This is a genomic window from Streptomyces sp. NPDC127097 (genome assembly GCF_042724075.1).
In the GTDB taxonomy this organism is placed as follows: domain Bacteria; phylum Actinomycetota; class Actinomycetes; order Streptomycetales; family Streptomycetaceae; genus Streptomyces.
The window spans coordinates 1-24,469 of sequence record NZ_JBHXFI010000065.1 but is presented as its reverse complement, the minus strand read 5'-3'; the positions used below and the strand labels follow the sequence as shown (position 1 = coordinate 24,469).

General features: G+C 72.1%; 20 protein-coding genes. 9 read left to right on the top strand and 11 right to left on the bottom strand.

Annotation, left to right across the window (positions count from 1 at the left end):
* The first annotated feature begins 144 nt into the window (after positions 1-144).
* Positions 145-1,083: a hypothetical protein gene (locus tag ACFWJW_RS32620; protein ID WP_387247926.1), complete on the top strand. Its 939-nt coding sequence runs from the start codon at positions 145-147 to the stop codon at positions 1,081-1,083.
* 27 nt (positions 1,084-1,110) lie between these two features.
* Here the strand turns inward: ACFWJW_RS32620 and ACFWJW_RS32615 are convergent, their stop codons facing one another.
* Positions 1,111-1,524 (bottom strand): Rieske (2Fe-2S) protein, encoded by a 414-nt coding sequence (locus ACFWJW_RS32615; protein WP_387247924.1) that lies wholly within the window; start codon positions 1,522-1,524, stop codon positions 1,111-1,113.
* A gap of 226 nt (positions 1,525-1,750) precedes the next feature.
* Here ACFWJW_RS32615 and ACFWJW_RS32610 point away from each other — a divergent pair, with 226 nt between their 5' ends.
* Positions 1,751-2,809 carry a LacI family DNA-binding transcriptional regulator gene (locus ACFWJW_RS32610; protein WP_387247922.1) on the top strand — a complete coding sequence of 353 codons (1,059 nt, stop codon included), beginning with the start codon at positions 1,751-1,753 and terminating at the stop codon, positions 2,807-2,809.
* Positions 2,806-3,804, top strand: coding sequence for a carbohydrate kinase (locus ACFWJW_RS32605; RefSeq protein WP_387247920.1), 999 nt, complete (start codon positions 2,806-2,808; stop codon positions 3,802-3,804). Before ACFWJW_RS32610 ends, ACFWJW_RS32605 begins: the two co-directional genes overlap by 4 nt.
* A 232-nt stretch (positions 3,805-4,036) precedes the next feature.
* On the opposite strand, the gene uvrA is transcribed toward ACFWJW_RS32605, so the two are convergent.
* Positions 4,037-7,006, bottom strand: a complete 2,970-nt coding sequence (uvrA, locus tag ACFWJW_RS32600; protein ID WP_387247918.1) for an excinuclease ABC subunit UvrA — start codon at positions 7,004-7,006, stop codon at positions 4,037-4,039.
* Between the two features lie 259 nt (positions 7,007-7,265).
* Positions 7,266-7,991, bottom strand: a complete 726-nt coding sequence (locus ACFWJW_RS32595; protein WP_387247916.1) for a TetR/AcrR family transcriptional regulator — start codon at positions 7,989-7,991, stop codon at positions 7,266-7,268.
* 59 nt (positions 7,992-8,050) lie between these two features.
* On the opposite strand from ACFWJW_RS32595, the gene ACFWJW_RS32590 reads away from it, so the two are divergent.
* The 3 genes from ACFWJW_RS32590 to ACFWJW_RS32580 all read left to right on the top strand — a co-directional run bounded on the left by ACFWJW_RS32590 (position 8,051) and on the right by ACFWJW_RS32580 (position 11,144).
* On the top strand, positions 8,051-9,607 hold the full coding sequence (locus tag ACFWJW_RS32590) for an FAD-dependent oxidoreductase (RefSeq protein WP_387247914.1): 1,557 nt from the start codon (positions 8,051-8,053) through the stop codon (positions 9,605-9,607).
* A 127-nt stretch (positions 9,608-9,734) separates the two neighbouring features.
* The gene (locus ACFWJW_RS32585; RefSeq protein WP_387247912.1) at positions 9,735-10,478 is read left to right on the top strand and encodes a maleylpyruvate isomerase family mycothiol-dependent enzyme; all 744 of its coding nucleotides are present in this window, start codon (positions 9,735-9,737) and stop codon (positions 10,476-10,478) included.
* A gap of 9 nt (positions 10,479-10,487) precedes the next feature.
* Positions 10,488-11,144 (top strand): MBL fold metallo-hydrolase, encoded by a 657-nt coding sequence (locus ACFWJW_RS32580; RefSeq protein ID WP_387247910.1) that lies wholly within the window; start codon positions 10,488-10,490, stop codon positions 11,142-11,144.
* Between the two features lie 109 nt (positions 11,145-11,253).
* On the opposite strand, the gene ACFWJW_RS32575 is transcribed toward ACFWJW_RS32580, so the two are convergent.
* The 4 genes from ACFWJW_RS32575 to uvrB all read right to left on the bottom strand — a co-directional run bounded on the left by ACFWJW_RS32575 (position 11,254) and on the right by uvrB (position 17,637).
* Complete coding sequence (locus ACFWJW_RS32575) at positions 11,254-12,237, bottom strand: TerC family protein (protein WP_387247909.1); 984 nt, start codon at positions 12,235-12,237, stop codon at positions 11,254-11,256.
* A gap of 216 nt (positions 12,238-12,453) precedes the next feature.
* The gene (locus tag ACFWJW_RS32570; RefSeq protein WP_387247907.1) at positions 12,454-14,583 is read right to left on the bottom strand and encodes a TerD family protein; all 2,130 of its coding nucleotides are present in this window, start codon (positions 14,581-14,583) and stop codon (positions 12,454-12,456) included.
* Between the two features lie 103 nt (positions 14,584-14,686).
* Entirely contained in the window at positions 14,687-15,265 is a 579-nt protein-coding gene (locus tag ACFWJW_RS32565) for a TerD family protein (protein ID WP_387247905.1), read from the bottom strand.
* Between the two features lie 239 nt (positions 15,266-15,504).
* Positions 15,505-17,637 carry an excinuclease ABC subunit UvrB gene (gene uvrB, locus ACFWJW_RS32560; RefSeq protein ID WP_387247903.1) on the bottom strand — a complete coding sequence of 711 codons (2,133 nt, stop codon included), beginning with the start codon at positions 17,635-17,637 and terminating at the stop codon, positions 15,505-15,507.
* A gap of 689 nt (positions 17,638-18,326) precedes the next feature.
* Between uvrB and ACFWJW_RS32555 the strand changes: the two genes are divergently transcribed.
* The 3 genes from ACFWJW_RS32555 to ACFWJW_RS32545 all read left to right on the top strand — a co-directional run bounded on the left by ACFWJW_RS32555 (position 18,327) and on the right by ACFWJW_RS32545 (position 20,502).
* Entirely contained in the window at positions 18,327-19,214 is an 888-nt protein-coding gene (locus tag ACFWJW_RS32555; RefSeq protein WP_387247901.1) for a glycerophosphodiester phosphodiesterase, read from the top strand.
* Positions 19,215-19,301: 87 nt separating this feature from the next.
* Positions 19,302-19,907 carry a methylated-DNA--[protein]-cysteine S-methyltransferase gene (locus tag ACFWJW_RS32550; protein WP_387247899.1) on the top strand — a complete coding sequence of 202 codons (606 nt, stop codon included), beginning with the start codon at positions 19,302-19,304 and terminating at the stop codon, positions 19,905-19,907.
* A 52-nt stretch (positions 19,908-19,959) separates the two neighbouring features.
* On the top strand, positions 19,960-20,502 hold the full coding sequence (locus tag ACFWJW_RS32545; protein ID WP_387247897.1) for a DUF1697 domain-containing protein: 543 nt from the start codon (positions 19,960-19,962) through the stop codon (positions 20,500-20,502).
* A gap of 19 nt (positions 20,503-20,521) precedes the next feature.
* Here the strand turns inward: ACFWJW_RS32545 and ACFWJW_RS32540 are convergent, their stop codons facing one another.
* The 4 genes from ACFWJW_RS32540 to ACFWJW_RS32525 all read right to left on the bottom strand — a co-directional run bounded on the left by ACFWJW_RS32540 (position 20,522) and on the right by ACFWJW_RS32525 (position 23,880).
* The gene (locus tag ACFWJW_RS32540) at positions 20,522-20,983 is read right to left on the bottom strand and encodes a type II toxin-antitoxin system PemK/MazF family toxin (RefSeq protein WP_387247895.1); all 462 of its coding nucleotides are present in this window, start codon (positions 20,981-20,983) and stop codon (positions 20,522-20,524) included.
* Positions 20,984-21,148: 165 nt separating this feature from the next.
* Positions 21,149-21,787: a uridine kinase gene (locus tag ACFWJW_RS32535; protein WP_387247893.1), complete on the bottom strand. Its 639-nt coding sequence runs from the start codon at positions 21,785-21,787 to the stop codon at positions 21,149-21,151.
* Positions 21,788-21,855: 68 nt separating this feature from the next.
* On the bottom strand, positions 21,856-22,785 hold the full coding sequence (locus tag ACFWJW_RS32530) for an IclR family transcriptional regulator C-terminal domain-containing protein (protein WP_387247891.1): 930 nt from the start codon (positions 22,783-22,785) through the stop codon (positions 21,856-21,858).
* A gap of 150 nt (positions 22,786-22,935) precedes the next feature.
* Positions 22,936-23,880: a zinc-binding alcohol dehydrogenase family protein gene (locus ACFWJW_RS32525; RefSeq protein ID WP_387247889.1), complete on the bottom strand. Its 945-nt coding sequence runs from the start codon at positions 23,878-23,880 to the stop codon at positions 22,936-22,938.
* Between the last annotated feature and the right edge of the window lie 589 nt (positions 23,881-24,469).

The window sequence follows — 24,469 nt, the reverse complement described above, 5'->3', positions numbered from 1 at the left end:
CAATGCGGAAGGACATGGGGGTGTGGACGGACGGGCCCGGATGTGAACGGCCGGTGCCCGGCGTACTGCGGTGAACGGGCAGACAGTGTGTGCAGCGCGCGATCCGGTTGTGAACGTTCACCCGCGCGCTGGAGGAGCGAGGCAATGACACAGAACACCGCGCAGTCCGCCGAGCTGGCGCAGCTGCTCCAGACCGGTCCGTTCCATCTCGCGCTCCGCTCCGCGCTCACCGTGCGCGGCCTCGCGCTCACCCGCGTCCAGCACAAGCTCGCCCAGCGTGGCATCACCATCGGCGTGACCAGTCTGAGCTACTGGCAGCAGGGCGCCCGGCGGCCGCAGCGCCCCGAGTCGCTACGGGCGGTGCGTGCCCTGGAGGAGGTGCTGGACCTGCCCGCGCACTCGCTGCACCGGCTGCTGGTGCCGGAGGGCGCCGCCCGCCCGGAGGCCGAGCGGCCGCTCGCCCGCTCGTACCGCTCCCTGGTGGCGCCCGCCGCCGCGCTACAGCAGCTGTTCGCCGAGCTGGAGACGCCCGTGGACGGCGGGCTGCACACCGTGGGCCATCACGAGCGGGTCGCCATCGGCCCCGGGCGCGAGCTCCTGGCCCGCGAATCGCTCCAGGTGGTCCGGGCCCACCGGGACGGCGTGGACCGCTATGTCGCCATCCACCGGGGCGAGTCCGGCTGCGAGACGTCCGGGGTGCGGGTGCGGGCCGCGGAGAACTGCCGGCTGGGCCGGGTCCGCGGGCACGCCGAGACCGGGGTGGTGGTCGCCGAGCTGCTCTTCGACGCCCGGCTGCGGGCCGGTGACACCCATGTCTTCGGCTACGTCTTCGAGGACGGCAGCGGCGGTCCGAGCACCGAGTATCTGCGCGGCTTCACCTTCTCCGGCGGCCAGTACGTCCTCCAGGTGCGCTTCGACGAGGCGGCGCTGCCGGTGCGCTGCCGCCGCTTCGCCCAGACCTCCGCGGGCGCCCCGCGCAGCGGCCAGCAGGAGCTGACGCTCAGCGGACGGCACCGCGCCGTGCACCTCGTGGAGCAGGGGGTACGGCCCGGAATACTGGGCATCGCCTGGGACTGGGGGTGAGCCCCGCGGGTCCGGCGGGCCGCCGCGTCAGCCCGCGATCAGCTTGCCGTCCTTGGCCTTGACCGGGATCTCGGGCAGCGGCTCGGTGGCCGGGCCCTGGATGACCTTGCCGGTGGTGACGTCGAAGCGGCTGCCGTGGCAGGGGCAGCTGCCCTCCTTCTTCTCGACGTCGGACAGGATGCAGCCGGCGTGTGTGCACTTGGCGCTGAAGCACTTGTAGCTGCCCTTGGCGGGCTGCGACACGACGAGCCGGTCCTCGCGGTAGAGCTTGGCGCCGCCGACCGGCACGTCGGCGGCGGCCCCGAGGTCGACCGGCTCGTCGGGCACCGCCGAGGCGTTCGCGCCGGAGTCCCCCGGGGAGCAGGCCGCCAGCCCGAAGCCGGCGGCCCCGGCGAGCGCGGCCCCCCGCAGCACGGTTCGGCGGTCGGGGGACTGGCTCATGGCTGCTCCAGAGGTCAGGGGGTCAGAGGCGGCGGCTCCCGACGATACCGGCACAGATCGTTCCGCTTCCGTCCGGGCCGGGCACCGGGTCGCCCCTTGGACGTAAACGCTTACGCAAGCGTTTACGTTTAGGGTCGGTGCTCGTAGTGTGGGGCTTCGCGGGACGAGGCCCGGGAAGTCCGGGGCGCCGCCGTGGTGCCGCACACGCGGTCGGGAGGAAGAGCGGATGACGACGATGGCGGATGTGGCGCGGCGGGCCGGGGTCTCGGTCGCCACGGTCTCGCATGTGCTGAACGGGACCCGGCCGGTGCGCCCCACCACTCGCACCGCGGTGCTCGGCGCCATCGACGAGCTCGGCTACACCCACAACACCCTGGCCCGCTCCCTGGTCACCTCCCGCACCCGCTCGATCGGCCTCGCGGTCTCCGCGATCAGCAATCCGTACTTCACCGAGATCCTCCAGGGCGTCGAGGCCGGCGCCCTGGCGGCCGGCTACAGCCTGCTGATCGCCGATCCGCACGACGATCCCCGGCATGAGCGCACGGTCGTCCAGCTGCTGCACGAGCGACGGGTGGACGGTGTGATCGTCGCGCCGTCCGCGGAGCCCGCGGAGATGGTGGAGTATCTGGCCCGGCGCGCGGTGCCGGCGGTCTTCCTGGACCGGCTGGTCGGCGACGCACACGACCAGGTGTGCGCCGAGAACACCGGCCCGGTGCGTCAACTGGTCGAGCATCTCGCCGACTTGGGGCACACCCGGATCGGTCTGGTGGCCGGCCTCCCCGGGCTGAGCACCACGACCGAGCGGGTCGAGGGCTACCGCGAGGGGCTCGCCGCCCGCGGGCTGCCGTTCGTGCCCGCACTCCTCGCCGGCGGCAACTCCGAGGCGGCGGGCGCCCAGACCGCCACCCGGCAGCTGCTCGCCGCGGCGGAACCGCCCACCGCGCTGATCACCGCCAACAACGCGATGACCATCGGCGCGCTGCGGGCGCTGCGCGAGCTGGGCCGGGAGGTGCCCCGCGACACCACGCTGGCCTGCTTCGACGACTTCTCGTGGGCGGAGCTGTTCACGCCCCGGCTGACCGCGATCGCCCAGCCCAGCAGGGATATCGGGGCGGCGGCGGTCCGGCTCCTGCTGGACCGCCTGGCGGAACCGGACCGGCCCCCGCGCACCCTCCGCCTCCCCTGCACCTTTGTGCACCGTACGTCGTGCGGCTGCGCCGACACCGCACCGGCCGGCCGCCCGGCCGCACCCCAGGCCGCCCAGGAAAGGAACCGCACCCCGTGATCGTCGTCGCCGGCGAGGCACTGATCGACCTCGTCCCCAGCCCGCAGCCCGCTCCCCCGCCCTCCCCCGACGGGGGCTCCCCCACCCCGGGCGGCCCGTTGCCGGCGTTGCTGCCGCGGCGCGGCGGCGGCCCGTACAACACCGCGGTCGCGCTGGGGCGGCTGGGCTCGCCCACCGCGTTCTGTTCCCGGATCTCGACCGACGCGTTCGGTGAGGCGCTGGTGGGCGGGCTGCGCGCCGGGGGCGTGGACACCTCGCTGGTGCAGCGCGGCGATGAGCCGACCACCCTCGCCGTGGCGGACATCAGCCCGGACGGGTCGGCCGGCTACGGCTTCTATGCCGACGGCACCGCCGACCGGCTCTTCGCCCTGCCCCCGGCGCTGCCCGCCGCGGTCCGGGCGCTCTCCCTGGGCACCTGCTCGCTGGTCCTGGAGCCGGGCGCGAGCGCCTATGAGTCCCTGCTGCGCCGGGAGGCCGGGCGCGGGGTCTTCACGGCGCTCGACCCCAACATCCGGCCCGGTCTGATCCCCGGCCCGGACGCCTACCGGGCCCGCTTCCGCTCCTGGCTCCCCGACGTCGCCCTGCTGAAGCTCTCCGAGGAGGACGCGCTGTGGCTGGCGGGATCCGGCGAGGGGCCGGGCGCCGGGGGCCGGGACGCGGTCCGCACGGCGGCGAAGGAGTGGCTGGCGGCGGGGCCCGCGGCGATCGTGCTCACCCATGGCGGGGACGGTCTGACGGTGCTGACGCCGGGCGGCGGCGAGCTGACGGTGCCCGGCGAGCGGGTCACCGTCGTCGACACCATCGGCGCCGGCGACACGGTCAACGCCGCGCTGCTGCACCGGCTGGACGCCCACGACGCCCTCTCCCGTGCCGCCGTCGCCGCGCTCGGCACCGAGGACTGGCACGACATCCTGCGCTTCGCCGCCCGCGCGGCCGCCGTCACCTGCTCGCGGGCGGGCGCGGAACCGCCGTTCGCCGCGGAGGTGGATGCGTAGCGGGAGCGGGAGCGGCGTAGTCGGAGCGGGAGCGGCGTAGCCGGAGCGGGAGCGGCATGGCCCGGAGGGGCCGGCGGGGTGGCCCGGAGGGGGCCTGGCGGCATGGCCCGGAGGGGCCCGGCGGCATGGCCCGGAGGGGGCCCGGCGGCATGGCGCCCGTCAGCACGACGGGCCGCCACCGCCCCCGTCGTACGGAGAGCGGTGACGGCCCGGCGGGCACGGCCCGTGGGTGTCAGGAGGTCCGGCGGGCCCGCGCCGTGGTCTTCTTGGCCGCGGTCTTCTTCGCCGCGGTCTTCTTCGCCGCGGCCTTCCTGGCCACCGGCTTCTTGGCGGACGCCTTCACCGGCGCGGCATCGCTGACGCGGTCGCCGAGGATCTCCCGCAGGAACTTGCCGGTGTGGCTGGCCGGGATGGACGCGATGTCCTCCGGGGTGCCTTCGGCGACGACCAGACCGCCGCCGTTGCCGCCCTCGGGACCCATGTCGATGACCCAGTCGGCCGTCTTGATCACATCGAGGTTGTGCTCGATGACGATCACCGTGTTGCCCTTGTCGACCAGGCCGGACAGCACATTGATCAGCTTGCTGATGTCGTCGAAGTGCAGACCGGTGGTCGGCTCGTCGAGGACATAGACCGTGCTGCCCGTCGAGCGCTTCTGGAGCTCGCTGGCCAGCTTGACGCGCTGCGCCTCACCGCCGGAGAGCGTCGGCGCGGACTGCCCGAGCCGGACATAGCCGAGGCCGACCTCGTTGAGCGTCTTGAGATGCCGGGCGATGGTCGGCACCGCCTCGAAGAAGCTCAGGGCCTCCTCGATGGGCATGTCCAGCACCTCGGCGATGGACTTGCCCTTGTAATGGACCTCCAGCGTCTCGCGGTTGTAGCGCGCCCCGTGGCAGACCTCGCACGGCACATACACATCCGGCAGGAAGTTCATCTCGATCTTGATGGTGCCGTCGCCGGAGCAGTTCTCGCAGCGGCCGCCCTTGACGTTGAAGGAGAAGCGGCCCGGCAGATAGCCGCGGACCTTGGCCTCCATCGTCTCCGCGAAGAGCTTGCGGACATGATCGAAGACGCCGGTGTAGGTGGCCGGGTTGGAGCGGGGAGTGCGGCCGATCGGCGACTGGTCGACATGCACGACCTTGTCCACCAGATCGTCCCCGGCGACCCGGGTGTGCCGGCCCGGCACCGACTTGGCGCCGTTCAGCTCGCGCGCGAGGTGGGTGTAGAGGATGTCGTTGACCAGCGTCGACTTGCCGGAGCCGGAGACTCCGGTGACCGCGGAGAACACCCCGAGCGGGAAGGAGACGTCGATGTCGCGGAGGTTGTTCTCCTTCGCGCCGTGCACCGTCAGCTGCCGCACCGGGTCGGCGGGCCGCCGGATGTCCGGTGTCGCGATGGCCTTCTTGCCGCACAGATACTGACCGGTGACCGAGTCCTTGTTGGCCAGCAGCTCCTTCATCGGGCCGCTGTGCACGACCTTGCCGCCGTGCTCACCGGCGCCCGGGCCGATGTCCACGACCCAGTCGGCGACCTTGATGGTGTCCTCGTCGTGCTCCACGACGATCAAGGTGTTGCCCATGTCGCGCAGCCGCACCAGGGTCTCGATCAGCCGGTGGTTGTCGCGCTGGTGCAGGCCGATCGAGGGTTCGTCGAGGACGTAGAGCACGCCCACCAAGCCGGAGCCGATCTGGGTGGCGAGGCGGATGCGCTGGGCCTCACCACCGGAGAGGGTGCCGGCCGCGCGGTTCAGCGAGAGGTAGTCCAGGCCGACGTCGACCAGGAACTTCAGCCGCTCGTTGACCTCCTTGAGGACCCGCTCGGCGATCTTCTTCTCGCGCGCGGTGAGCTTCATCTCCCGCAGGAAGTCGGCGCAGTCGCTGATCGACATGGCCGCGACATCGGCGATCGACTTCTGCTGGACCGTGACGGCGAGCACGATCGGCTTGAGCCGGGTGCCCTCACAGGTCGGGCAGGGCACCTCGCGCATATAGCCCTCGAAGCGCTCCCGGCTGCTGTCGCTCTCCGCCTCGGAGTGCCGCCGCTTGACGAACGGCACGGCGCCCTCGAAGGGGGTGGTGTAGGCCCGCTCGCGGCCGTACCGATTGCGGTAGCGCACCTCGATCTGGGTCTTGTGGCCCTGGAGCAGGGCCTTCTTGGCGCGGGCCGGCAGCCCGGCCCACGGGATGTCCGTACGGAATCCGAGGGCGTCCGCCAGCGCGCCGACCAGGCGGCCGAAGTACTCCTTGGTGTGCCCGTGCGACCAGGGGTGGATCGCGCCCTCGTCGAGGGAGCGGTCCTCGTCGGGGACGATCAGCTCGGGGTCGACCTCCATGCGCGTACCGATACCCGTGCAGTCCGGGCAGGCGCCGAAGGGGGAGTTGAAGGAGAAGGAGCGCGGCTCCAGCTCCTCGAAGGAGAGGTCGTCGTAGGCGCAGTACAGATGCTCCGAATACATCCGCTCGCGCTGCGGGTCGTCCGGCTCCAGGTCGACGAAGTCGAGGATGACCATGCCTCCGGAGAGCCCGAGGGCGGTCTCGACGGAGTCGGTCAGCCGCCGCTTGGCGGTCTCCTTGACCGTGAGGCGGTCGACGACCACCTCGATGGTGTGCTTCTCCTGCTTCTTCAGCTTTGGCGGCTCGGCGAGATGGATCGTCTCCCCGTCCACCCGCGCCCGGCTGTAGCCCTTGGTCTGGAGGTCGGAGAAGAGATCGACGAACTCGCCCTTGCGCTCGCGCACCAGCGGGGAGAGCACCTGGAAGCGGCTGCCCTCGGGAAGCTCGAGCACCTTGTCGACGATGGCCTGCGGCGACTGCCGGGCGATCGGCCGTCCGCACTCGGGACAGTGCGGCTTGCCGACGCGGGCGAAGAGCAGGCGGAGGTAGTCGTAGACCTCGGTGATCGTGCCGACCGTCGAGCGCGGGTTGCGCGAGGTCGACTTCTGGTCGATCGACACCGCGGGGGACAGGCCCTCGATGAAGTCCACATCGGGCTTGTCCATCTGCCCGAGGAACTGCCGGGCATAGGAGGAGAGCGACTCGACATAGCGCCGCTGCCCCTCGGCGAAGATCGTGTCGAAGGCGAGCGAGGACTTGCCCGACCCGGAGAGCCCCGTGAAGACGATGAGGGAGTCGCGGGGGAGGTCGAGCGAGACGTTCTTGAGGTTGTGCTCGCGAGCGCCACGGACGATGAGACGGTCGGCCACGCCGGTCGGCACCTTTCTTGAGGGGGGCGGGGGCCGCGGCTCTGCGTCCGCCGCTCGGAGTGAGCAGGGGCGGCGGAGCGAGCGGAGCCCCGCCCCAGGGTAGGGGGCCCGCCGCGGCACTGTCTTTGGGATGCCACACACGAGCTTATAGCACGCGCATTCGATTTACCGGACTCGCAAGTCCTCTTCACCCGAACGTGTGGCGGCCGCACAATCTTCCCGCCCCGCCGCACGCCCATACGCTGCGGAAACGTACCCGTCAAGCGAAGCCGGGCAGCGCCCGCTCCAGCGCATCGAACGTGCGCCGCAGCACCTCCGCCTGCGCAACGGCCACCTCGTCCACCGGGTCACCCCCGAGCTGCCGGGCCGCGGCGTCGACGTACGCCACCCGGATCGCCGCGACGGTCAGCGCCGCGGCCAGCCGGGCCTCATGACCGATCCGCTCCGCGTCGCCCCCCGCGACCTCGGCGAGCAGCCCGGCGAGCACGCCTTCCAACTCCTCGACCGCCTCCCGCCCCCGCGCCCGCAGCGCCGGGGAGTCCAGCACCGTGCGCCAGAAGTGCTCGAACCCCTCCCCCACCCCGCCCAGCGGATGCCGCTCCGCCAGCAGGGCCAGCACCAGCCGGCGCAGCGCGGCCAGGGGCGACTCCCCCGCGCCGCGCTCCCGGACGGCGCGGACGATCAGCTCCCGGGCCTCCGGGATCCGGTCGAGGAAGAGGTCCTCCTTGCGCGGGAAGTAATTGAAGACCGTCATCGCCGACACCTCGGCGGCGCGGGCCACCTCGGCGACCGTGACGTTGTCGAAGCCGCGCCGGATGAATAGCAGGGTGGCCTCTCCGGAGATCCGCTGCCGGGTGCGCAGCTTCTTGCGCTCGCGGAGGGTCAGCCGCCCCTCGTCCACCCCGAAACCGGTCGCCGGCTGCCGGCCCGCCGGCTGCTCGCCGTCCGCCGACCGCTCACCACCGCGCCGTTCCTCATCCACCATGGCTGGAATTTTAGCCATCTTTGAGTCGGCATAAAATTTTAGTGACTACACTTATTTCTATGACGCATGACGCAGACGTAGTGGTGGCGGGGGGCGGCCCGGTGGGGCTGATGCTCGCCTGCGAACTCGCACTGGCAGAGATACCGGTCGTCGTCCTGGAGCGGCTGACCGAAGTGGACACGACGATCAAGGCGGGGGCGATCAACTCCCCCAGTTCGGAGGCGTTTTACCGGCGCGGGATGCTGCCCGGCCTGGTGGAGGCGCAGCGCGCGGCCTTCGAGAAGTTCAGCTCGTTCCTGCGGCAGCGGCAGGCCGCCGGGGCCTCATCGGTGCGGCGGCCGCCGAAGTTCGCCGGGCATTTCGCGGGCATCATGCTGCGCGGCGATCTGCTGGACGAGTCCGACCCGGACTTCGACGGCCACGGGCCGGCCGGCGAGGTCGGCCTCGTACCGCAGGAGGCCCTGGAACGGCTCCTCGCCGCCCGCGCCGCCGAACTGGGCGTCGACCTGCGCCGCGGGGTGACCCTGACCGGCTTCGACGCCGGTGACGACGGCGTGCACGTACACACCTCGGACGGGTCGCTCCGCGCCGGCTGGCTGGTCGGCTGCGACGGCGGCCGCAGTACGGTCCGCCGGCTCGCCGGCTTCCCGTTCCCCGGCACCGCCCCCGAGATCACCGGCCGTCAGGCCCTGGTGGAGATGACCGGCGCCGAAGGGCTGGGGGCGGGCTGGAACTGCACGGAGACCGGGACGTATGTGCACGGGCCGATGCCCGGCCGGATCCTCACCGTGGAATTCGACGGGCCGCCCGCGGACCGCGAAGCCCCCGTCACCGCCGAGGAGTTGGAGGAGTCCCTGCGCAGGGTGTCCGGGGTGCCGGGCGTCAGGATCCACAAGGTGCTCTCGGCGACCCGGTTCACGGACAACGCGCGCCAGGTGCCCGACTACCGCTCCGGACGGGTACTACTGGCCGGTGACGCGGCCCATGTGCACTCGCCGTTCGGCGGCCAGGGACTGAACCTCGGTATCGGGGACGCGATGAACCTCGGCTGGAAACTGGCCGCCACGGTACGCGGCCGGGCACCGGAGGGGCTGCTCGACACGTACACCGCCGAGCGGCACCCCCTGGGCGCGTGGGTACTGGAGTGGACCCGGGCCCAAGTCGCCCTGATGCGGCCGGAGTCGCACGCGCGGGCGCTGCGCGGGGTGCTCGCGGAACTGACCGGGACCGTCACCGCCACCACCTTCTTCGCCAAGAAGATCTCCGGCGTCCAGCAGCGCTACGACCTGCCCGGCGACCACCCGCTGACCGGCCGCAGCGCACCGGACCTGGAACTCTCCGACGGCACCCGGCTCGCCGACCATCTGCACGACGGGCGCGGGCTGTTGCTCGACCTCGCCGATGACGCCCGGGTGCGCGCACCCGCCGCGGGCTACGGCGACCGGGTGCGGGTGCATACCGCGGGCTGCCCCGGGCGGCCCGGCCTGGCCGGACTGCTGGTGCGGCCGGACGGCTGCACCGCCTGGGCGGCGGACTCGGGTGCCCCGGGTACTGGAGACGAGCTGGCCGCGGCGCTCCGGAGCTGGTTCGGCACGCCGGAGGGCGCGGCGGCCTGACCGGCGCGGCGGGTGGCGCGGACCGGCCGGACCGGCCGGCTGATACGCGCCGCCCGCCCCGCCCGCGTACGCCCCGACCGGCGCCGGCCGACTCCCGCACCCGCCCGGACGGCGCTAGCGTCGCACCATGACCCTCACCCCGCCTGACTTCCCGCACGATGTGGCAGCCGTCCGCGAGGCCACCGACCGGCTCCTGGTCTCGGTGAGCAAGCTCGACGACGCGGCGATCGGCGAACCGTCGCTGCTCCCTGGCTGGACCCGCGGCCATGTCCTCGCCCATCTGGCGCGCAACGCGGACGCGCTGGGCAATCTCCTCACCTGGGCGCGTACGGACGTGCGGACACCGATGTACGCCAGTGCCGAGGCCCGCGAGCGCGATATCGAGCAGGGCGCCGACCGTCCGCTGGCGGCGCAGCTGGAGGATCTCCGGGAGACCGCCGCCCGCTTCGACGCGGCGATGGAGGCGCTGCCGGAGTCCCGCCGGGCGTTCGAGGTCGAGATGCGCAACGGTGTCGTCGAGCGGGCCGACCGGCTGCCGCTGCGCCGGCTGGCCGAGCTCGAACTGCACCATGTCGACCTCGGCGTCGGCCACACCCTCGACCAGCTGTCCCCCGCGTTCGTCGACCGTGAGCTGGAGTTCCTGTCCGCGATCAAATTCGCCGGGCACCCGGACCTGCCCCCGCTGGAGCTGCGCGCCGACGACGGCCGCCGGTGGCGCACCGGCGGCCCGGCCACCGGACCGGACGCCGCGGCCGCACCCCTGGTGGTGACGGGCTCCGCGACCGCACTGGTCGGCTGGCTCACCGGCCGCGGCGACAGCGGCGAACTGGACAGCCACGGCTGCGTACTGCCTGCCGTACCGCCGCTCTAGAGTGGTGCCATGGGCTACAGCGGAGCAGTGAAGGTCGGCGGACCGGCCGACGTGCACGAGCTGACCGACCTGATGATTTCCAAGGTCGCGGTCGGTCCGATGAACAACAACGCCTATGTGCTGCGGTGCCGGGCGACCGATGAGCAGCTGCTGATCGACGCGGCCGCCGAGCCGCACACCCTCCTCTCGCTGATCGGCGACAGCGGTATCGCCTCCGTGGTCACCACCCACCGGCACGGTGACCACTGGGGCGCGCTGCGGGAGGTCGTCGATGCGACGGGCGCGCGGACCTACGCGGGGCGGTACGACGCCGAGGGCATCCCCGTCCCCACGGACGTGCCGGTCGAGGACGGCGACACCCTCACCGTCGGCCGGGTCGAACTGACCGCGCGCCACCTGGTCGGGCACACCCCGGGCAGCATCGCGCTGGTCTACGACGACCCGCACGGCGCCCCGCATCTGTTCACCGGGGACTGTCTGTTCCCCGGCGGCGTCGGCAACACCTTCGGCAGCGCCGAGAACTTCGCCCGCCTCATCGACGACGTGGAACACAAGCTCTTCGGCGAACTGCCCGACGAGACCTGGGTGTATCCGGGCCACGGCAACGACACCACGCTCGGCGCGGAGCGTCCGCAGCTCGCGGAGTGGCGCAAGCGCGGCTGGTAGCACGCCGGACGGCAGCCCCGGCTCCCCGCACAGCAGCGGCGCCCGGCCCCCGCCCCTGGAGGGAGCGGGAACCGGGCGCCGTCGACGCTTCCGGGGCCTGATACCGGCCTCAGGCGTCTATGCGCTCCTTGGCCGTGGCCTCGGCCGCGGCCTGCTTCTTCGAGGCGCGCAGGCTGGTGAGGGTCGTGACGATCAGGACCGCGCAGATGACGCCCAGCGAGACCGGAATGCTGATCTCCGGGACCGGTACGCCGGACTCGTGCAGGGCGTGCAGCACCAGCTTCACGCCGATGAAGCCCAGGATGACCGACAGGCCGTACGAGAGGTGGACCAGCTTCTTGAGCAGTCCGCCGATCAGGAAGTACAGCTGCCGCAGACCCATCAGGGCGAAGGCGTTGGCGGTGAAGACGATGTACGGGTCCTGGGTGAGGCCGAAGATCGCCGGGATGGAGTCCAGGGCGAAGAGGACGTCGGTGGTACCGATCGCCAGCATGACGATCAGCATCGGCGTCATCAGCCGCTTGCCGTTCTCGACGATGAACAGCTTGGTGCCGTGGTACGTGTCGGTCGACGGGAAGCGCTTTTCGACCATCTTCAGGAAGCGGTTCTCCTCGAACTCCTCGTCCTCCTCCTCGGCGCGCGCCTCCTTGATGAGCTTCCACGCGGTCCAGATGAGGAACGCGCCGAAGAGGTAGAAGATCCAGGAGAAGTTGGCGATGATCGCGGCGCCCGCGCCGATGAAGCCGGCCCGCAGCACCAGCGCGATCAGCACACCCACCATCAGCACCCGCTGCTGGTAGATCGCCGGGACCGCGAACTTCGCCATGATCAGCACGAAGACGAAGAGGTTGTCGACGCTCAGGGACTTCTCGGTGATGAATCCGGCGAAGAACTCACCGGCCGGTGCGGTGCCGCCGAACAGCAGCAGCCCGACGCCGAACAGCGCGGCGAGGGCGATCCAGACACCGGTCCAGATTCCGGCCTCCTTGAGGGAGACCTCGTGTGGTTTGCGGCCGCCGATGAAGAAGTCGGCGGCGATCAGGGCGCAGAGACCGAGGATGGTCAGCACCCACAGGTTCAGGGAAACGTCCACTGCTCCTCCGGCAGAGTCGTACGGCACTCACAGCGTCGTCGCTGCCGGAGGTCTCTTCCGCCCCGTCCGCCCGATGGGGGACGGGACCGACGCCCCGGGATCTCGTCACACTCGCAATCCGTGATGACGGGTACGTCGTGGTGGGAATACTCCCCTCCGCACAAAGAAGCGTAAAGGAAGCCCAAGGAATAGTAAAGGAAAAGGTAAAATAGCTGGTCAGGAGGCTCGGCGGGCTGCCGCGAGCCGGCCCAGCACCTGACGCACCACCTGACTGCCCGACGGGGCGAGCGGCGGCTCGTACGTCCAGGCATGGCCGACCCAGGGGTCGGCGAGGTGCGCATCGGGCACCGGAGTGAGGCGCAGCAGGGAGCGCCACAGCGGGTCCAGGACCGGGCCGTACTCCCGGCTCTGGGCACGGTCGGCGACCAGCATCAGATGCACCCCGACCGCCGGCCCCTCGTCGGCCAGATAGCGGAGCCGGGTGAGGGCGCGGTCATCGAAGCCGTGCGGGAAGTCATGGACGATCAGCAGCTGCTCGGCGGTGTCGAGATCCGCCGGCAGCGCGTCCGCGGCGCGATGGCGCACGGCCATCTGGACGAGTTCCACCCGCCGGGTCAGCTCCTCCAGGACCGCCGTCACGCCCTTGGCGCCGGGCAGGGGGTAGGCGGGCAGGGCACCGCTCTCCACCAGCGGCGCCAGCGCGGGCGCGGCGGCCCCGGCCGGGTCGATCACCTGGACCGCGAACTCACCGGCGGGGTGGATGGCGAGCAGCCGGGCGGCGATCGCGACGGCCGCCTCCATGGCCAGGCGGCGCAGCTCGGCCTCGTCGGGCGCCCCGTCCGTGAGCGCGCCGGGCAGCTCCCGCCGGCCGATGTCACGCTCGGGGCCGAGGCGGCCATGGCTGTCGGGCCCGCTGTCGATCCACAGTCCGCGCTCCAGCGGCAGCCGCACCAGCATGGGGATGCGCAGGTCCAGGACTTCCGGGAGGTGCAGATCGCCCAGGCGCAGCGCCATCGGGCGCTCCAGCGGGGCGTGGTAGCCCTGCCATACGGGGTTGTCCCAACGGGCGAAGGCGGGCGGCAGCGCGGGCTCCACGACCTCCGACTCGGCCGTCAGCTGTGCGAGGTCGCGGTCGAGGGCGGCGCGGGCCTGGGTGACGAGGGTGGCGTGTTTGTCGCGGGCGGTGGCGCGCGCGGCGTCGCCCGCCGTGCCGAGGCGGTTGCGCGGGTCGGCGAGGGCCCGGTCGAGCTCCTGCTCCAGACGGGTCTCGGCGAAGTCGGCGGCGCTGCGGTAGGCGGCGACCGAGCGCGCCAGGTCCTCGAACATGCCCCAGACCTGGTTGTAGAGCCGCTCGTCCATGCTCCAGCCGGCGGCGTCACCGGCCACCGGCAGCGGGGAACCGTCCGGTGCGGTGGGGCCCGTGGCCGAAGGGGGCGGGCCGGCCGGGCGCGGGGAAGACGGGGCGGGGGCGGCCGGGGCGGGGGTGCCGCGCCGGCGGGGGTGCCGGTAGTCGATGGGGCCGCCGTCCGCCGGGGCGGCAGGCAGGTCTCCGGCCTTGGAGCCGGCGGGGGACTTCGCGCCTGCGCCGGTCCCGGGGCCTGCTGCGACTCCGGTCCCGGATGCGGCGCCCGTCCCGGATGCGGCTCCGGCGCCGGTTGCGGAGGGTGTCGGGCCGTCAGCTGCCGTGGCGGGCGCGGGGGACGGCCGGTCCTGGGCGGGCGCGGCGGCCGGGGCGGTGCCGGGCCGTTCGGGCCCGCCGGCCGTCAGGGGGGCGGGCGCGGGGACCGCACGGGCCTGCCCCCGGCCGACCGCGTCCTCGATCTCCGCGGCCAGCTCCGCCGCCTGTGGCAGCCCCTGGTCGCGCAGCATCGCCGGGAGGCCGTCGGCGTAGCCCTGGCCCACGGCGCGCACCTTCCAGGCGTCCTGCCTGCGGTACAGCTCCACGGCGACGACGGCGGACTCGGTGCCCAGGCCGGTGATCGTGTAGCGGACGAGGCCGGTGCCGTCGAGGCCGGTGACCGTGACAGCGGGCGCGGCGGCGGCGCCGAAGGCGGTCAGCCCGCCGATCCCGCCGGGCAGCGCCAGCAGCACGCTCACCCGGTGGACGGCGGCGGGCAGCGCGTCGAGATCCACCGCGATGCGGTGCTCGGCGGCCGCCTGGCGGGGAACCTCGATGCCGGTGCGGCGGGGCGCGCCCGGGTGGGCCACCGCGTCGACGCCGGAGAGCCTGCCCTGCTCGTCGCCGAGGGTCACCCCGGCCACGACGGGACCGCCCGCCGCCACCCGGATCTCCACCCGTGTCCGGTCCAGTGGATGGTTCTGCCCCCGGACCAGCTCGGCCGTCATCGTTGTTCCCCCTGGTAGTGATGGCGTTCCCCGGGCCGGACGCCGGGCCGGGGCCCGGAGCGGCGGCGGCGCGGCCCGGTGCGCGCTGCCACGACGGTGGTGACTACAGGTGCGGCACGATCGCCGGCACGAGGTCCTGGAAGGTGCGGCCGACGCAGGGCTCACCGATGGCGGTCATCTGCCAGCCGCTGCCCGTGCGGTGCACCTTGGACATGACCTGTGCGGTGTAGTCGCCGCCGCCCGTGAGGGTGTAACGGGCCAGCTCCTGGCCGGTGGTCTCGTCCACCAGACGGCAGAAGGCGTCCTGCACCTCGGCGAAGGTCTGGCCGGTGAAGGAGTTGACGGTGAAGACGATCTGGTCGATGTGCACCGGCACCCGCGCCAGGTCCACCAGGATCGCCTCGTCGTCGCCGCCCTGGCCCGCGCCGCCGACCAGGTTGTCGCCGGTGTGCCGGACCGCGCCGTCATCGCTGACCAGATGCTGGAAGAAGACGACGTCTATCGGCTTCTTGTCGGCGAACAGCACCGCCGAGGCATCCAGGTCGATCTCGCTGGTCCGCCGCCCGAACAGACCACGGCGCGGCGCCGAGCGCCACCCCAGCCCCATCCGCACCGCGGTCAGGGCTCCTCCGTCGGACTTCTCCAGGCTGATGCCCTGTCCCTTGGACAAATTGACCGACACGCGCCGTCCCCTCTCTCGTACTGTCCCCGCCCAGCTCTCCGGCGGCCCTTCGACCCTACGCACGGGGGCGGGCAGGGCACGCACAAGGCCCGCGTTTTGTGGCGCTTCTGCAACACACCGGTCCGCTGAGCACACCGCGCTCACGTGCGGCGATACCCGCCCCTGGCTGCTGCGGCCCGCCACCCGGACGGCCCGGCCGGGTGCCGTCCCCGGACTCCCCCGCAGCGCACTCCGCCCCCTTACTTCACCCCGGCCTCCCTCATTTGCCGCAGCTCCTTCTTGAGTTCACCCACCTCGTCACGCAGCCGGGCTGCGACCTCGAACTGGAGCTCCGCCGCGGCGGCGCGCATCCGCTCCGTCATCTCCTCGATGAGCGCGGCCAGTTCGGCGGCGGGACGGTCCGTCAGCTCCACGCCGGCCTTGCCGCGCTTGCCCTTCGCGCCCTTGGCACCGAGCGCCGGGACCGGGGCCTTGCCCTTGGCGTCCTTGGCCTCGGCGCCCTTGCGGTAGCCGGTGCCCAGCAGTTCCTGGGTGTCGATCTCCTCGCGGGCGAGGGTGGCGACGATGTCGCCGATCTTCTTACGGAGCGGCTGCGGGTCGATGCCGTTCTCCGTGTTGTACGCCAGCTGCTTCTCCCGGCGGCGGTTGGTCTCCTCGATGGCCTTCTCCATCGCCGGGGTGACCTTGTCGGCGTACATGTGCACCTGTCCGGAGACATTGCGCGCCGCGCGTCCGATGGTCTGGATGAGTGCCGAACCGGAGCGCAGGAAGCCCTCCTTGTCGGCGTCCAGAATGGCCACCAGGGAGACCTCGGGAAGGTCGAGGCCCTCCCGCAGCAGGTTGATGCCCACCAGGACGTCGTACTCACCCGATCGCAGCTCCCGCAGCAGCTCCACCCGGCGCAGGGTGTCCACGTCGCTGTGCAGATAGCGGACCTGGATGCCGAGCTCGAGGAAGTAGTCCGTGAGGTCCTCGGCCATCTTCTTGGTGAGGGTGGTGACCAGGACGCGCTCGTCCTTGTCGGTGCGCGTACGGATCTCGTGCACCAGGTCGTCGATCTGCCCGTCGGTGGGCTTGACCACCACCTCCGGGTCGACCAGCCCGGTCGGACGGATGATCTGCTCGACGAAACCGTCGCCGCGCGCGAGCTCGTACTTCCCGGGGGTCGCGGACAGATAGACGGTCTGGCCGATGCGCTCCAGGAACTCTTCCCACTTCAGCGGCCGGTTGTCCAGGGCGGACGGCAGCCGGAAGCCGTGCTCGACCAGGGTCCGCTTACGCGAGGCGTCGCCCTCGTACATGGCGCCGATCTGCGGGACGGTGACATGTGACTCGTCGATGACCAGGAGGAAGTCGTCCGGGAAGTAGTCGATGAGGGTGTTGGGCGCGGAGCCGGGTTCACGGCCGTCCATGTGCATCGAATAGTTCTCGATGCCCGAGCAGGAGCCGATCTGCCGCATCATCTCGATGTCGTACGTGGTGCGCATCCGCAGCCGCTGGGCCTCCAGGTGCTTGCCCTGCTTCTCCATCGTGGCGAGGCTGTCGGCCAGCTCGGCCTCGATCCCCGCGATGGCCTTCTCCATGCGCTCGGGGCCCGCGATGTAGTGGCTGGCCGGGAAGATGTACAGCTCCTGGTCGTCGCTGATCACCTCGCCGGTGAGCGGGTGCAGGGTGGACAGCGCCTCGATCTCGTCGCCGAACATCTCGATCCGCACGGCCAGCTCTTCGTAGACCGGGAAGATCTCGATGGTGTCGCCGCGCACCCGGAAGGTGCCACGGGTGAAGGCCACGTCGTTGCGGGTGTACTGGATGTCGACGAAGCGGCGCAGCAGCTGGTCGCGGTCGATCTCGTCGCCGACCTTCAGCGGCACCATCCGGTCGACGTACTCCTGCGGGGTGCCCAGGCCGTAGATGCAGGACACCGAGGCGACCACGACGACGTCACGCCGGGTGAGCAGCGAATTCGTCGCGGAGTGGCGCAGCCGTTCGACCTCCTCGTTGATGGAGGAGTCCTTCTCGATGTACGTATCGGACTGCGGGACGTACGCCTCGGGCTGGTAGTAGTCGTAGTAGGAGACGAAGTACTCGACGGCGTTGTTCGGCAGCAGTTCGCGGAATTCGTTGGCGAGCTGGGCCGCGAGGGTCTTGTTGGGCGCCATCACGAGCGTCGGGCGTTGCAGCTTCTCGATCATCCACGCGGTGGTCGCCGACTTGCCGGTGCCGGTCGCACCCAGCAGGACGACATCCTTTTCACCCCCGCGGATGCGCCGCTCCAGCTCGGCGATGGCCGCCGGCTGGTCGCCATTGGGCTGGTAGGGGCTGACGACCTCGAAAGGCGCCACCGTGCGTTCGATCTTTGATACGGGCCGCATGGGATCCACCGTACGACCCAGCACTGACAACCGACGTGGCCAATGCTCCGACCTGCGGCTTTACCGCGGGGGCGGCCGGGGCCCGCGGCGGCGTCGGGCGTGCGGCGACGGGCGTCGGAGGGTGGAGCGGCCGGGCGGGGCGGCGGGACGGCGGTGAGCGCGGGCGGCGGGCACCGCGGCGCGGCGGGGCGGGGACGGGCCGATGCGGCGGCGCGGGGACGGAGGTGGCAGCGCCCCTCGGGCGGCCGGGAACGCCGCGGGATCGGGGCGTACGCGGGACGCCGCGCAGGACGTACCACCCGCGTCCCCGGGGCTCCCCCTGTTCCCGGCCGGCGGCAGGTCCGTGAGCGCGTCGCGCCCGCGCCCGGAAACCGACGCGCCGGACCACCTCGCGACCGTTCGACCAAAACCGGTCGTAAGCACGAGGGGTGACGCATCATCGGCCAAGATGCGCGGATGCCGCGCCTCCGGCAAGTTGGACGGCGGCGGAGCGTACGTCTGTGGCACGGCTGATCCGGGCATCCTGCAACTGCGCGACGCTCCAGAACGGAACACCGGCCACGTCTCGTTCAGGTCCCGGACACCACACGACCGCCTCCCGCTACGGCCCGGCTGCGAGCCTCTGTCCGTCCGACCCGGTTCACGTCACTTCACGTCAGCTCACGTCCACGACGTCACGAGGAGCCCGTATGCGTATTCGCCCCGTCGCCACCGTTGTCGCCGGTGCGCTCATGGGTCTGTCCACGCTCGTCCTCTCCCCGACCGCCGCCCAGGCCGCGCCGGCCGGACACACACCGCTGACGGTCGCCCACCGCGGCGCCTCGTCGTACGCGCCCGAGAACACCCTCGCCGCGATCGACGCGGCCGACCGGCTCGGAATCGAGTGGGTCGAGAACGACGTACAGCGCACCAAGGACGGCGAGCTGGTCATCCTCCACGACAACTCGCTCGCCCGGACGACGAACGTCGAGCAGGTCTTCCCCGGGCGCTCGCCGTGGAACGTCTCGGACTTCACGCTCGACGAGATCGAGAAGCTGGACGCGGGCAGCTGGTTCGGGCCGAAGTTCCGGGGCGAGCGGGTGCCGACCCTCGAGGACTACATGGATGAGGTCGAGCACAACGACCAGAGCCTCCTGATGGAGCTCAAGTCGCCGGAGCTCTACCCGGGCATCGAGCTCCAGACCCTCACGGAGCTGCGCCACGGGGGCTGGCTGGACAAGGGGCACGTGAAGCACCGTCTGATCATCCAGAGCTTCAACGCCGACGCCCTCAAGACCGTGCACACCCTCCGGTCGGACATCAAGACGGGCTTCCTCGGCAATCCCTCCGTCGCCGACCTCCCGAAGTTCGCGAAGTACTGCGACCAGATCAACCCCGTCCACACGGCGGTCACCCGGGAGTACGTCGCCGCCGTGCACGGTCTGCGCGGCCCGCACCGCCGGGCGCTGGACCTGTACACCTGGACCGTCGACGACCCGGCGGTCGCGGTGAAGGTCGCCGGCCTGGGCGTCGACGGGATCATCACCAACAAGCCGGACGTGGTGCGGGACGCCCTGGAGGACCACGACCGCGACTGAGCGGCCGGCGGCGACGGGGGATGGGCCGGCGACGGGCGCCCGACCGTTCCCCGTCGCGTTGTCAGTGGTGCGTCCTACCCTGATCAGGTGACGTATGCAGAGCAGGATTCCCGGCCGGCGACACCGCCGGACGCAGCGGCGGACGCGGCACCGGACGCGGCGGCGCGGCGCGACTGGGCCTGGAGACGGCTGACGACCCCGATCGGCCCGCTGCTGCTCGCCGCGACCCGGGAGGGCCTGGTCCAGGTCGTCTTCCATGCCGACGAGCGGACGGTCCGCGGGGCGCTGGCCCGTCTGGAGCAGTTCTTCGGCGGGCCGCCCCTCGCGGAGATACCTCATCTGACGACGGCCGCGGCCGAGCTGACCGCCTACTTCGACGGGGAGCTGCGGTCCTTCACCGTCCCCCTGGACTGGTCGCTGTCCTCCGGCTTCAACGCCCGGGTCCTGCATGCCCTGGCCGCCGGCGTCCCCTATGGCAGCGTCGTCGGCTATCAGGACCTCGCCGACCGGGTCGGGGAACCGGGCGCCGCCCGTGCCGTGGGTGCGGCGATGGGTTCCAATCCGCTGCCGGTCGTCGTCCCCTGCCACCGCGTCGTGGCCAGTGACGGCGGGATCGGCGGCTTCGGCGGCGGTCTGGAGACCAAGCGCCTGCTGCTGGCCCTGGAAGGTGTGCTGCCCGCTCCGCTCTTCTGATCCCGACCACCGTCCGGCCTCGCCGAGGCCGGCTCTCCTGAAGGGCGGCGTCATGTCCCGTCAGATCGCTCTGCTCCGCGGCATCAACGTCGGCGGCCACAACTCCTTCCCCAAGGCGAAGCAGCTGGAGCTGGCCGAGTCGCTGGGCTACGAGGACGTCTCGGTCCTGCTCCAGACCGGCAATATCGTCTTCGCCGACCCCGGTACACCGCCGGAGGAGACGGCCCGGGTGCTCCATGACCGGATCGCCGCCGAGCTCGGCCTGACGGTGCCGGTGATCGTCCGGACCGGTGACGAGCTGGCCGCCGCCGTCGCCGCGAATCCGTTTCCGCAGGCCGTGCCCGAGCCCAAGAGCCTCCATGTCACGTTCCTGTCGGCGGTGCCGGCCGACACCTCCCGGCTCGACGCGCTCGACCCGGCCGCGTTCACGCCCGATCAGTACCGGCTGATCGGGCGCGAACTGTATCTGTGGTGCCCCGGTGGCATCGGCCGCTCCAAGCTGGCCGACGCCGTGAGCCGCGCACCCCTCGGGGTCACTGCCACCGCCCGTAACTGGAACACCGTCACCAAGCTGCTGGCCCTGGCGGCCGCCTGAGGCCCCGCCACCGGCGCCGTCAGCGCCAGCCGTAGCGCTCGCGCAGCCGGTTGCCGACCAGGTTGAAGCGGCCCCGGTCCAGGGCGCATGCCTCACGCCGCATCCCGGCCGGGTGGACACGCAGCACCCGGTCCAGCGCGACCCATGAGTCGCGCCCCGCGCGGTCCCATGGGCCGGCCCCTATCGGGACCCACTCCCGGTCGTTGTTGTGGCGCTTGCTGGACAGCTGCACGGCCAGCAGGGTGCCGCCCGCCTCCCGGGCGACGACCAGCACCGGACGGTCCTTGCCCCGGCCGTCGTTCTCCTCGTAGGGCACCCAGGTCCACACGATCTCACCGGGGTCCGGGTCGCCGTCCGGGTCCGGCGCATAGGTCATCGTCACGGCGCCGACCGAGCGCGGCCGGGCCTCCACGGTGGCGGTGGGGCCCTGGCTGCCGGGCAGCGCGTCGGGCTCGTCGGATGCAGGGAATGAAGTCGTCACAGGGCCACGCTAACCGCCGTCCCCCAAACGCCGGTCAGCGGTCCGCGCCCGGCGTCCGCACGGTCGATTGTCAGTGGTCGGCCGTAGGGTTTTTTGCAGCGGGAGAAGCTCGCCGGGCGGAACGAACGCGCCTGCCGGGACGGCTACTTCGGGCGCGGTGGGCACTCAGCCCGGTCCGCTCCAGGCCGGCCGGCGGGGATCGTCGGCCCGTACGACGACATCCGCCGCCTCCTCGGGCCGGGTCTCGGCCTCGTAGCGCGCGAAGGCGGGCAGGGTCCAGCGCTCGTCGTCCGGGGTGCGGCGGGCGAGCGCGGCCGGCGACAGCTTCAGGTGGACGGAGAGATCGAAGGGAAACCAGTGACCGAGCAACAGAGGACCGTGCAACAGCAGAACGCCGCCGGGCGGCAGCTCCACGTACGCGCTGCGGGTCGCCCGGTCCGCCACCGGATCCCACAGGTCCGGGAGCACCCGCCCGGTGCCGCCCGGCTCCAGCGGCTGGAAGATCTCGCGCCACAGCGCCTGCCGGTCGAACCACTCGTCGTGGTAGGCGTCGGGGTCCTCCCGGCCGTATTCGAGCCGCAGCGAGGCGGGGCGCAGAAAGCCGAAGGTGCCGGCCTGGTGCACCGCCCGCCCCCGCAGCCGCAGCGCCTCGGCGAGCCGGCCGGCCAGCTCACCGGGCGATGCGGCGGGCGCCCCGTCGACGGCCACCCGCAGCCACGGGCTCCCGTCCTTCGCCCGCATCGCGACAAGCCGCTCGGCGAGCGCGTCGGTGAGCCGTTCCCAGGTGATCGCTTCGAGCCGCACCCCGCCATTCTGCACGGCCGCCCGGCGCGGGCCGGCCGATGAGGCGGCCCGCGGCCGGGGGCCGTGTGTCAGCCCTGCTCCGCGGCCGGGCGGGCCGCTCCGTAGCGGCTGAGTTCGGCCGCCGCCTCCTTCGTCGCCTCGATGACGCGGTCGGGGGCCACCGGCATCACGGACTTGAGCTTGAGGAGCAGGACCGCTCCCATGATGGAGCCGTCCCACATGATCGGCGCCGCGCAGGAGTTCCAGCCGGCCATGCACTCCTCGTACCCGAGCGCGTAGCCGAGGTCGCGTACCTCCGCGAGGGAGTCCAACAGGGCGGCGTTGTCGCAGAAGACACCGGGTCCCGCCTGGTCCGGTACGGGCTCGGCCAGCACCCGCTGCTGGAGCACCTCCGGCAGGTAGGCGAGGATCGTCCGCCCGGAGGCGCCGGTGCGCAGGGAACGCGTCACGGACAGCACATCGCGTGGCGTCATGCCCAGCTCCGCGAGGTCGGAGTCACCGACGGCCATGTCGACGCACTGCCGTTGGGCACCGGAGAACGGGGCCACCATGTAGAGGAACGCCAGCCCGCCGTCGGTGGCCTGCCGCAGTTCGCGGAGCACCGTCTGCGAGATCTCGCCGTCGATCCGGTGGTCGAGCGCGGTGAAGGCGAGCTGTGCGGCCGAGGTCCGCAGCCGGTAGAGGCCGCGGTCCACCCGCTCGAAGATCCGCTGGTAGATGCCGGACTGAAGGATGCGGTAGACAACGGAGTCGTCCAGGCCGGTGAACTCCGCGATCTCACCGGGCCCGTGGGCGCATCCGCCCAGCTCGGCGAAGGCCGTCTGCACGAGGAAGACCCGCTCGGCATGGCCGGATCCCGAGGTCCGGGGGCCCGCGGACGACGCGCCCTTGGGTGCCTGGCGCGCCTTCTTGGAGTGGCCCGCGGTACGCGGCGCCACGCCGGTGGCGGGCGCGGCGGCCACGGCCGGCGCTCCCGTGGCTGTGGTGCTGTGACCCATCGTGTGCTCTCTCCCCTGGCAGTGATCCGCGCCCGAAGGCGCGCGGCATGTGCGGTACGGGCCGCCCCCCTTGCCCGCTGCTCCCGATGGACGGTCCCGGGATGTGCTCCCACCACACCGGTACCCATCCGGTCCCCCGGTCCGCCCGTATTACCGGGTGACGTCGAGCGCCAGCTTCCCGGTCGGGGTGCGGGCGGCCAGCTCCTGGTGCGCCCGCGCCGCCTCCCCGAGCCCGTAGACGGCGCCGGTCAGCGGTGTGAGGGTGCCTTCTTCGACCGCGTCGAACAGGGCCCGCATGGACGTCGGCAGCGCCGTACGGTCCGCGTAGAGCTGTGGCAGCCAGAAGCCGGAGACGGTGAGGCTCCGCTCCATCAGCTCCCGGGTGGGGACGCTCGCCAGCTCGCCGCCCGCGAAGCCGTAGACCGCGAGCCGACCGCGCGGCGCGACGGCGGCGAGGGTCCGCTCGAAGGTGACGCCACCGGTCATCTCCAGCGCCGCCGCCACGGGGCCGCCGGCCGCGTCCAGGATGCGCTCGGTCAGGTCCTCGGCGGTCGAGTCGACCACCGCGTGCGCGCCCAATTCCGCGACAAGTGCGCGCTTTTCCGGGGAGCCGGCGAGACCGATGACCTTGGCGCCGGCCCGCGCGGCGAGCTGGACGGCCAGCGATCCGACGCCGCCCGCCGCGGCGGGCACGACCACGGTCTCGCCCTCGGTGAGGCGCAGCGAGGTGAACAGCAGATGCCAGGCGCTGTTGCCCTGGAGCGCCAGTGCGACGGCCTGTTCGTCGCTGATGGCGTCGGGGACGTCCCAGGTGACGCGGCGGTGCAGCAGCGTCCGTTCCGCGTATCCGCCGCCGCGGCACAGCCCGACGACGCGCCGTCCGCCGTCGACCGTCCCCACGACCTCGTTGCCGGGTACGTACGGCAGCTCGACGGGCGCGAGGTAGGAGTCCCCCCGGGCGTGCACATCCGCGTAGTTGATGCCGGCCAGGGCCACGTCGACCAGCGAGTGCCCGCCGCGCGGCGCGGGCTCGGGCACGTCCTCGAGCCGCAGCACGTCCGGGCCGCCGAATTCTCGCATCACAATCGCGCGCACGACTCTCCCTCGGGTTCTCCAGTGCGGTGCCCGCACAGGGTAGGCACGGCGGCCAACTGCCCGCGGTCACCCGATCATTTCGCGCCAACCATGCGGGGCTCCGGACGGCCCCACCCCTGTTCCCGCGAGAATTTCCCGCCCGCTTTCTCGCGTCGCGAGAAATCGCCACGTCGGTTTCCGCCCATTGCACCGTTTTGCTGCGCATCTACCCATCGGTATCCCGGGGGTGGCTGCCTCGCATCTCTCGCTCAAACCCGGCTGTCGGATGTGATCGCCGCCGCCTACGATCCCGAAATGTGTCCGCCGTCGACCACGTGTGACGGCCGCGTCCCCCGGGGAGGAGCACGCTCCGCGAGGCAGTCGTGCCCGCCCACCGCACCCGGTGATACGGGCGGGTGGCGGAGGAGGACGTGGCTGTGCGCACGGCGGGGCGGGCACGGCCTGAGGGGGAATCATGATGGGGAAATCGGGGGGCGGCAGGCCGGCGTTCGCGCCGGCCAGGCCGGAGCCCCAAACCCCAAAACCCCACCCAACCCGCCCCCGTCGCCGACACACGAACCCCACCCCAAAAAAACACACCAAGAAATGG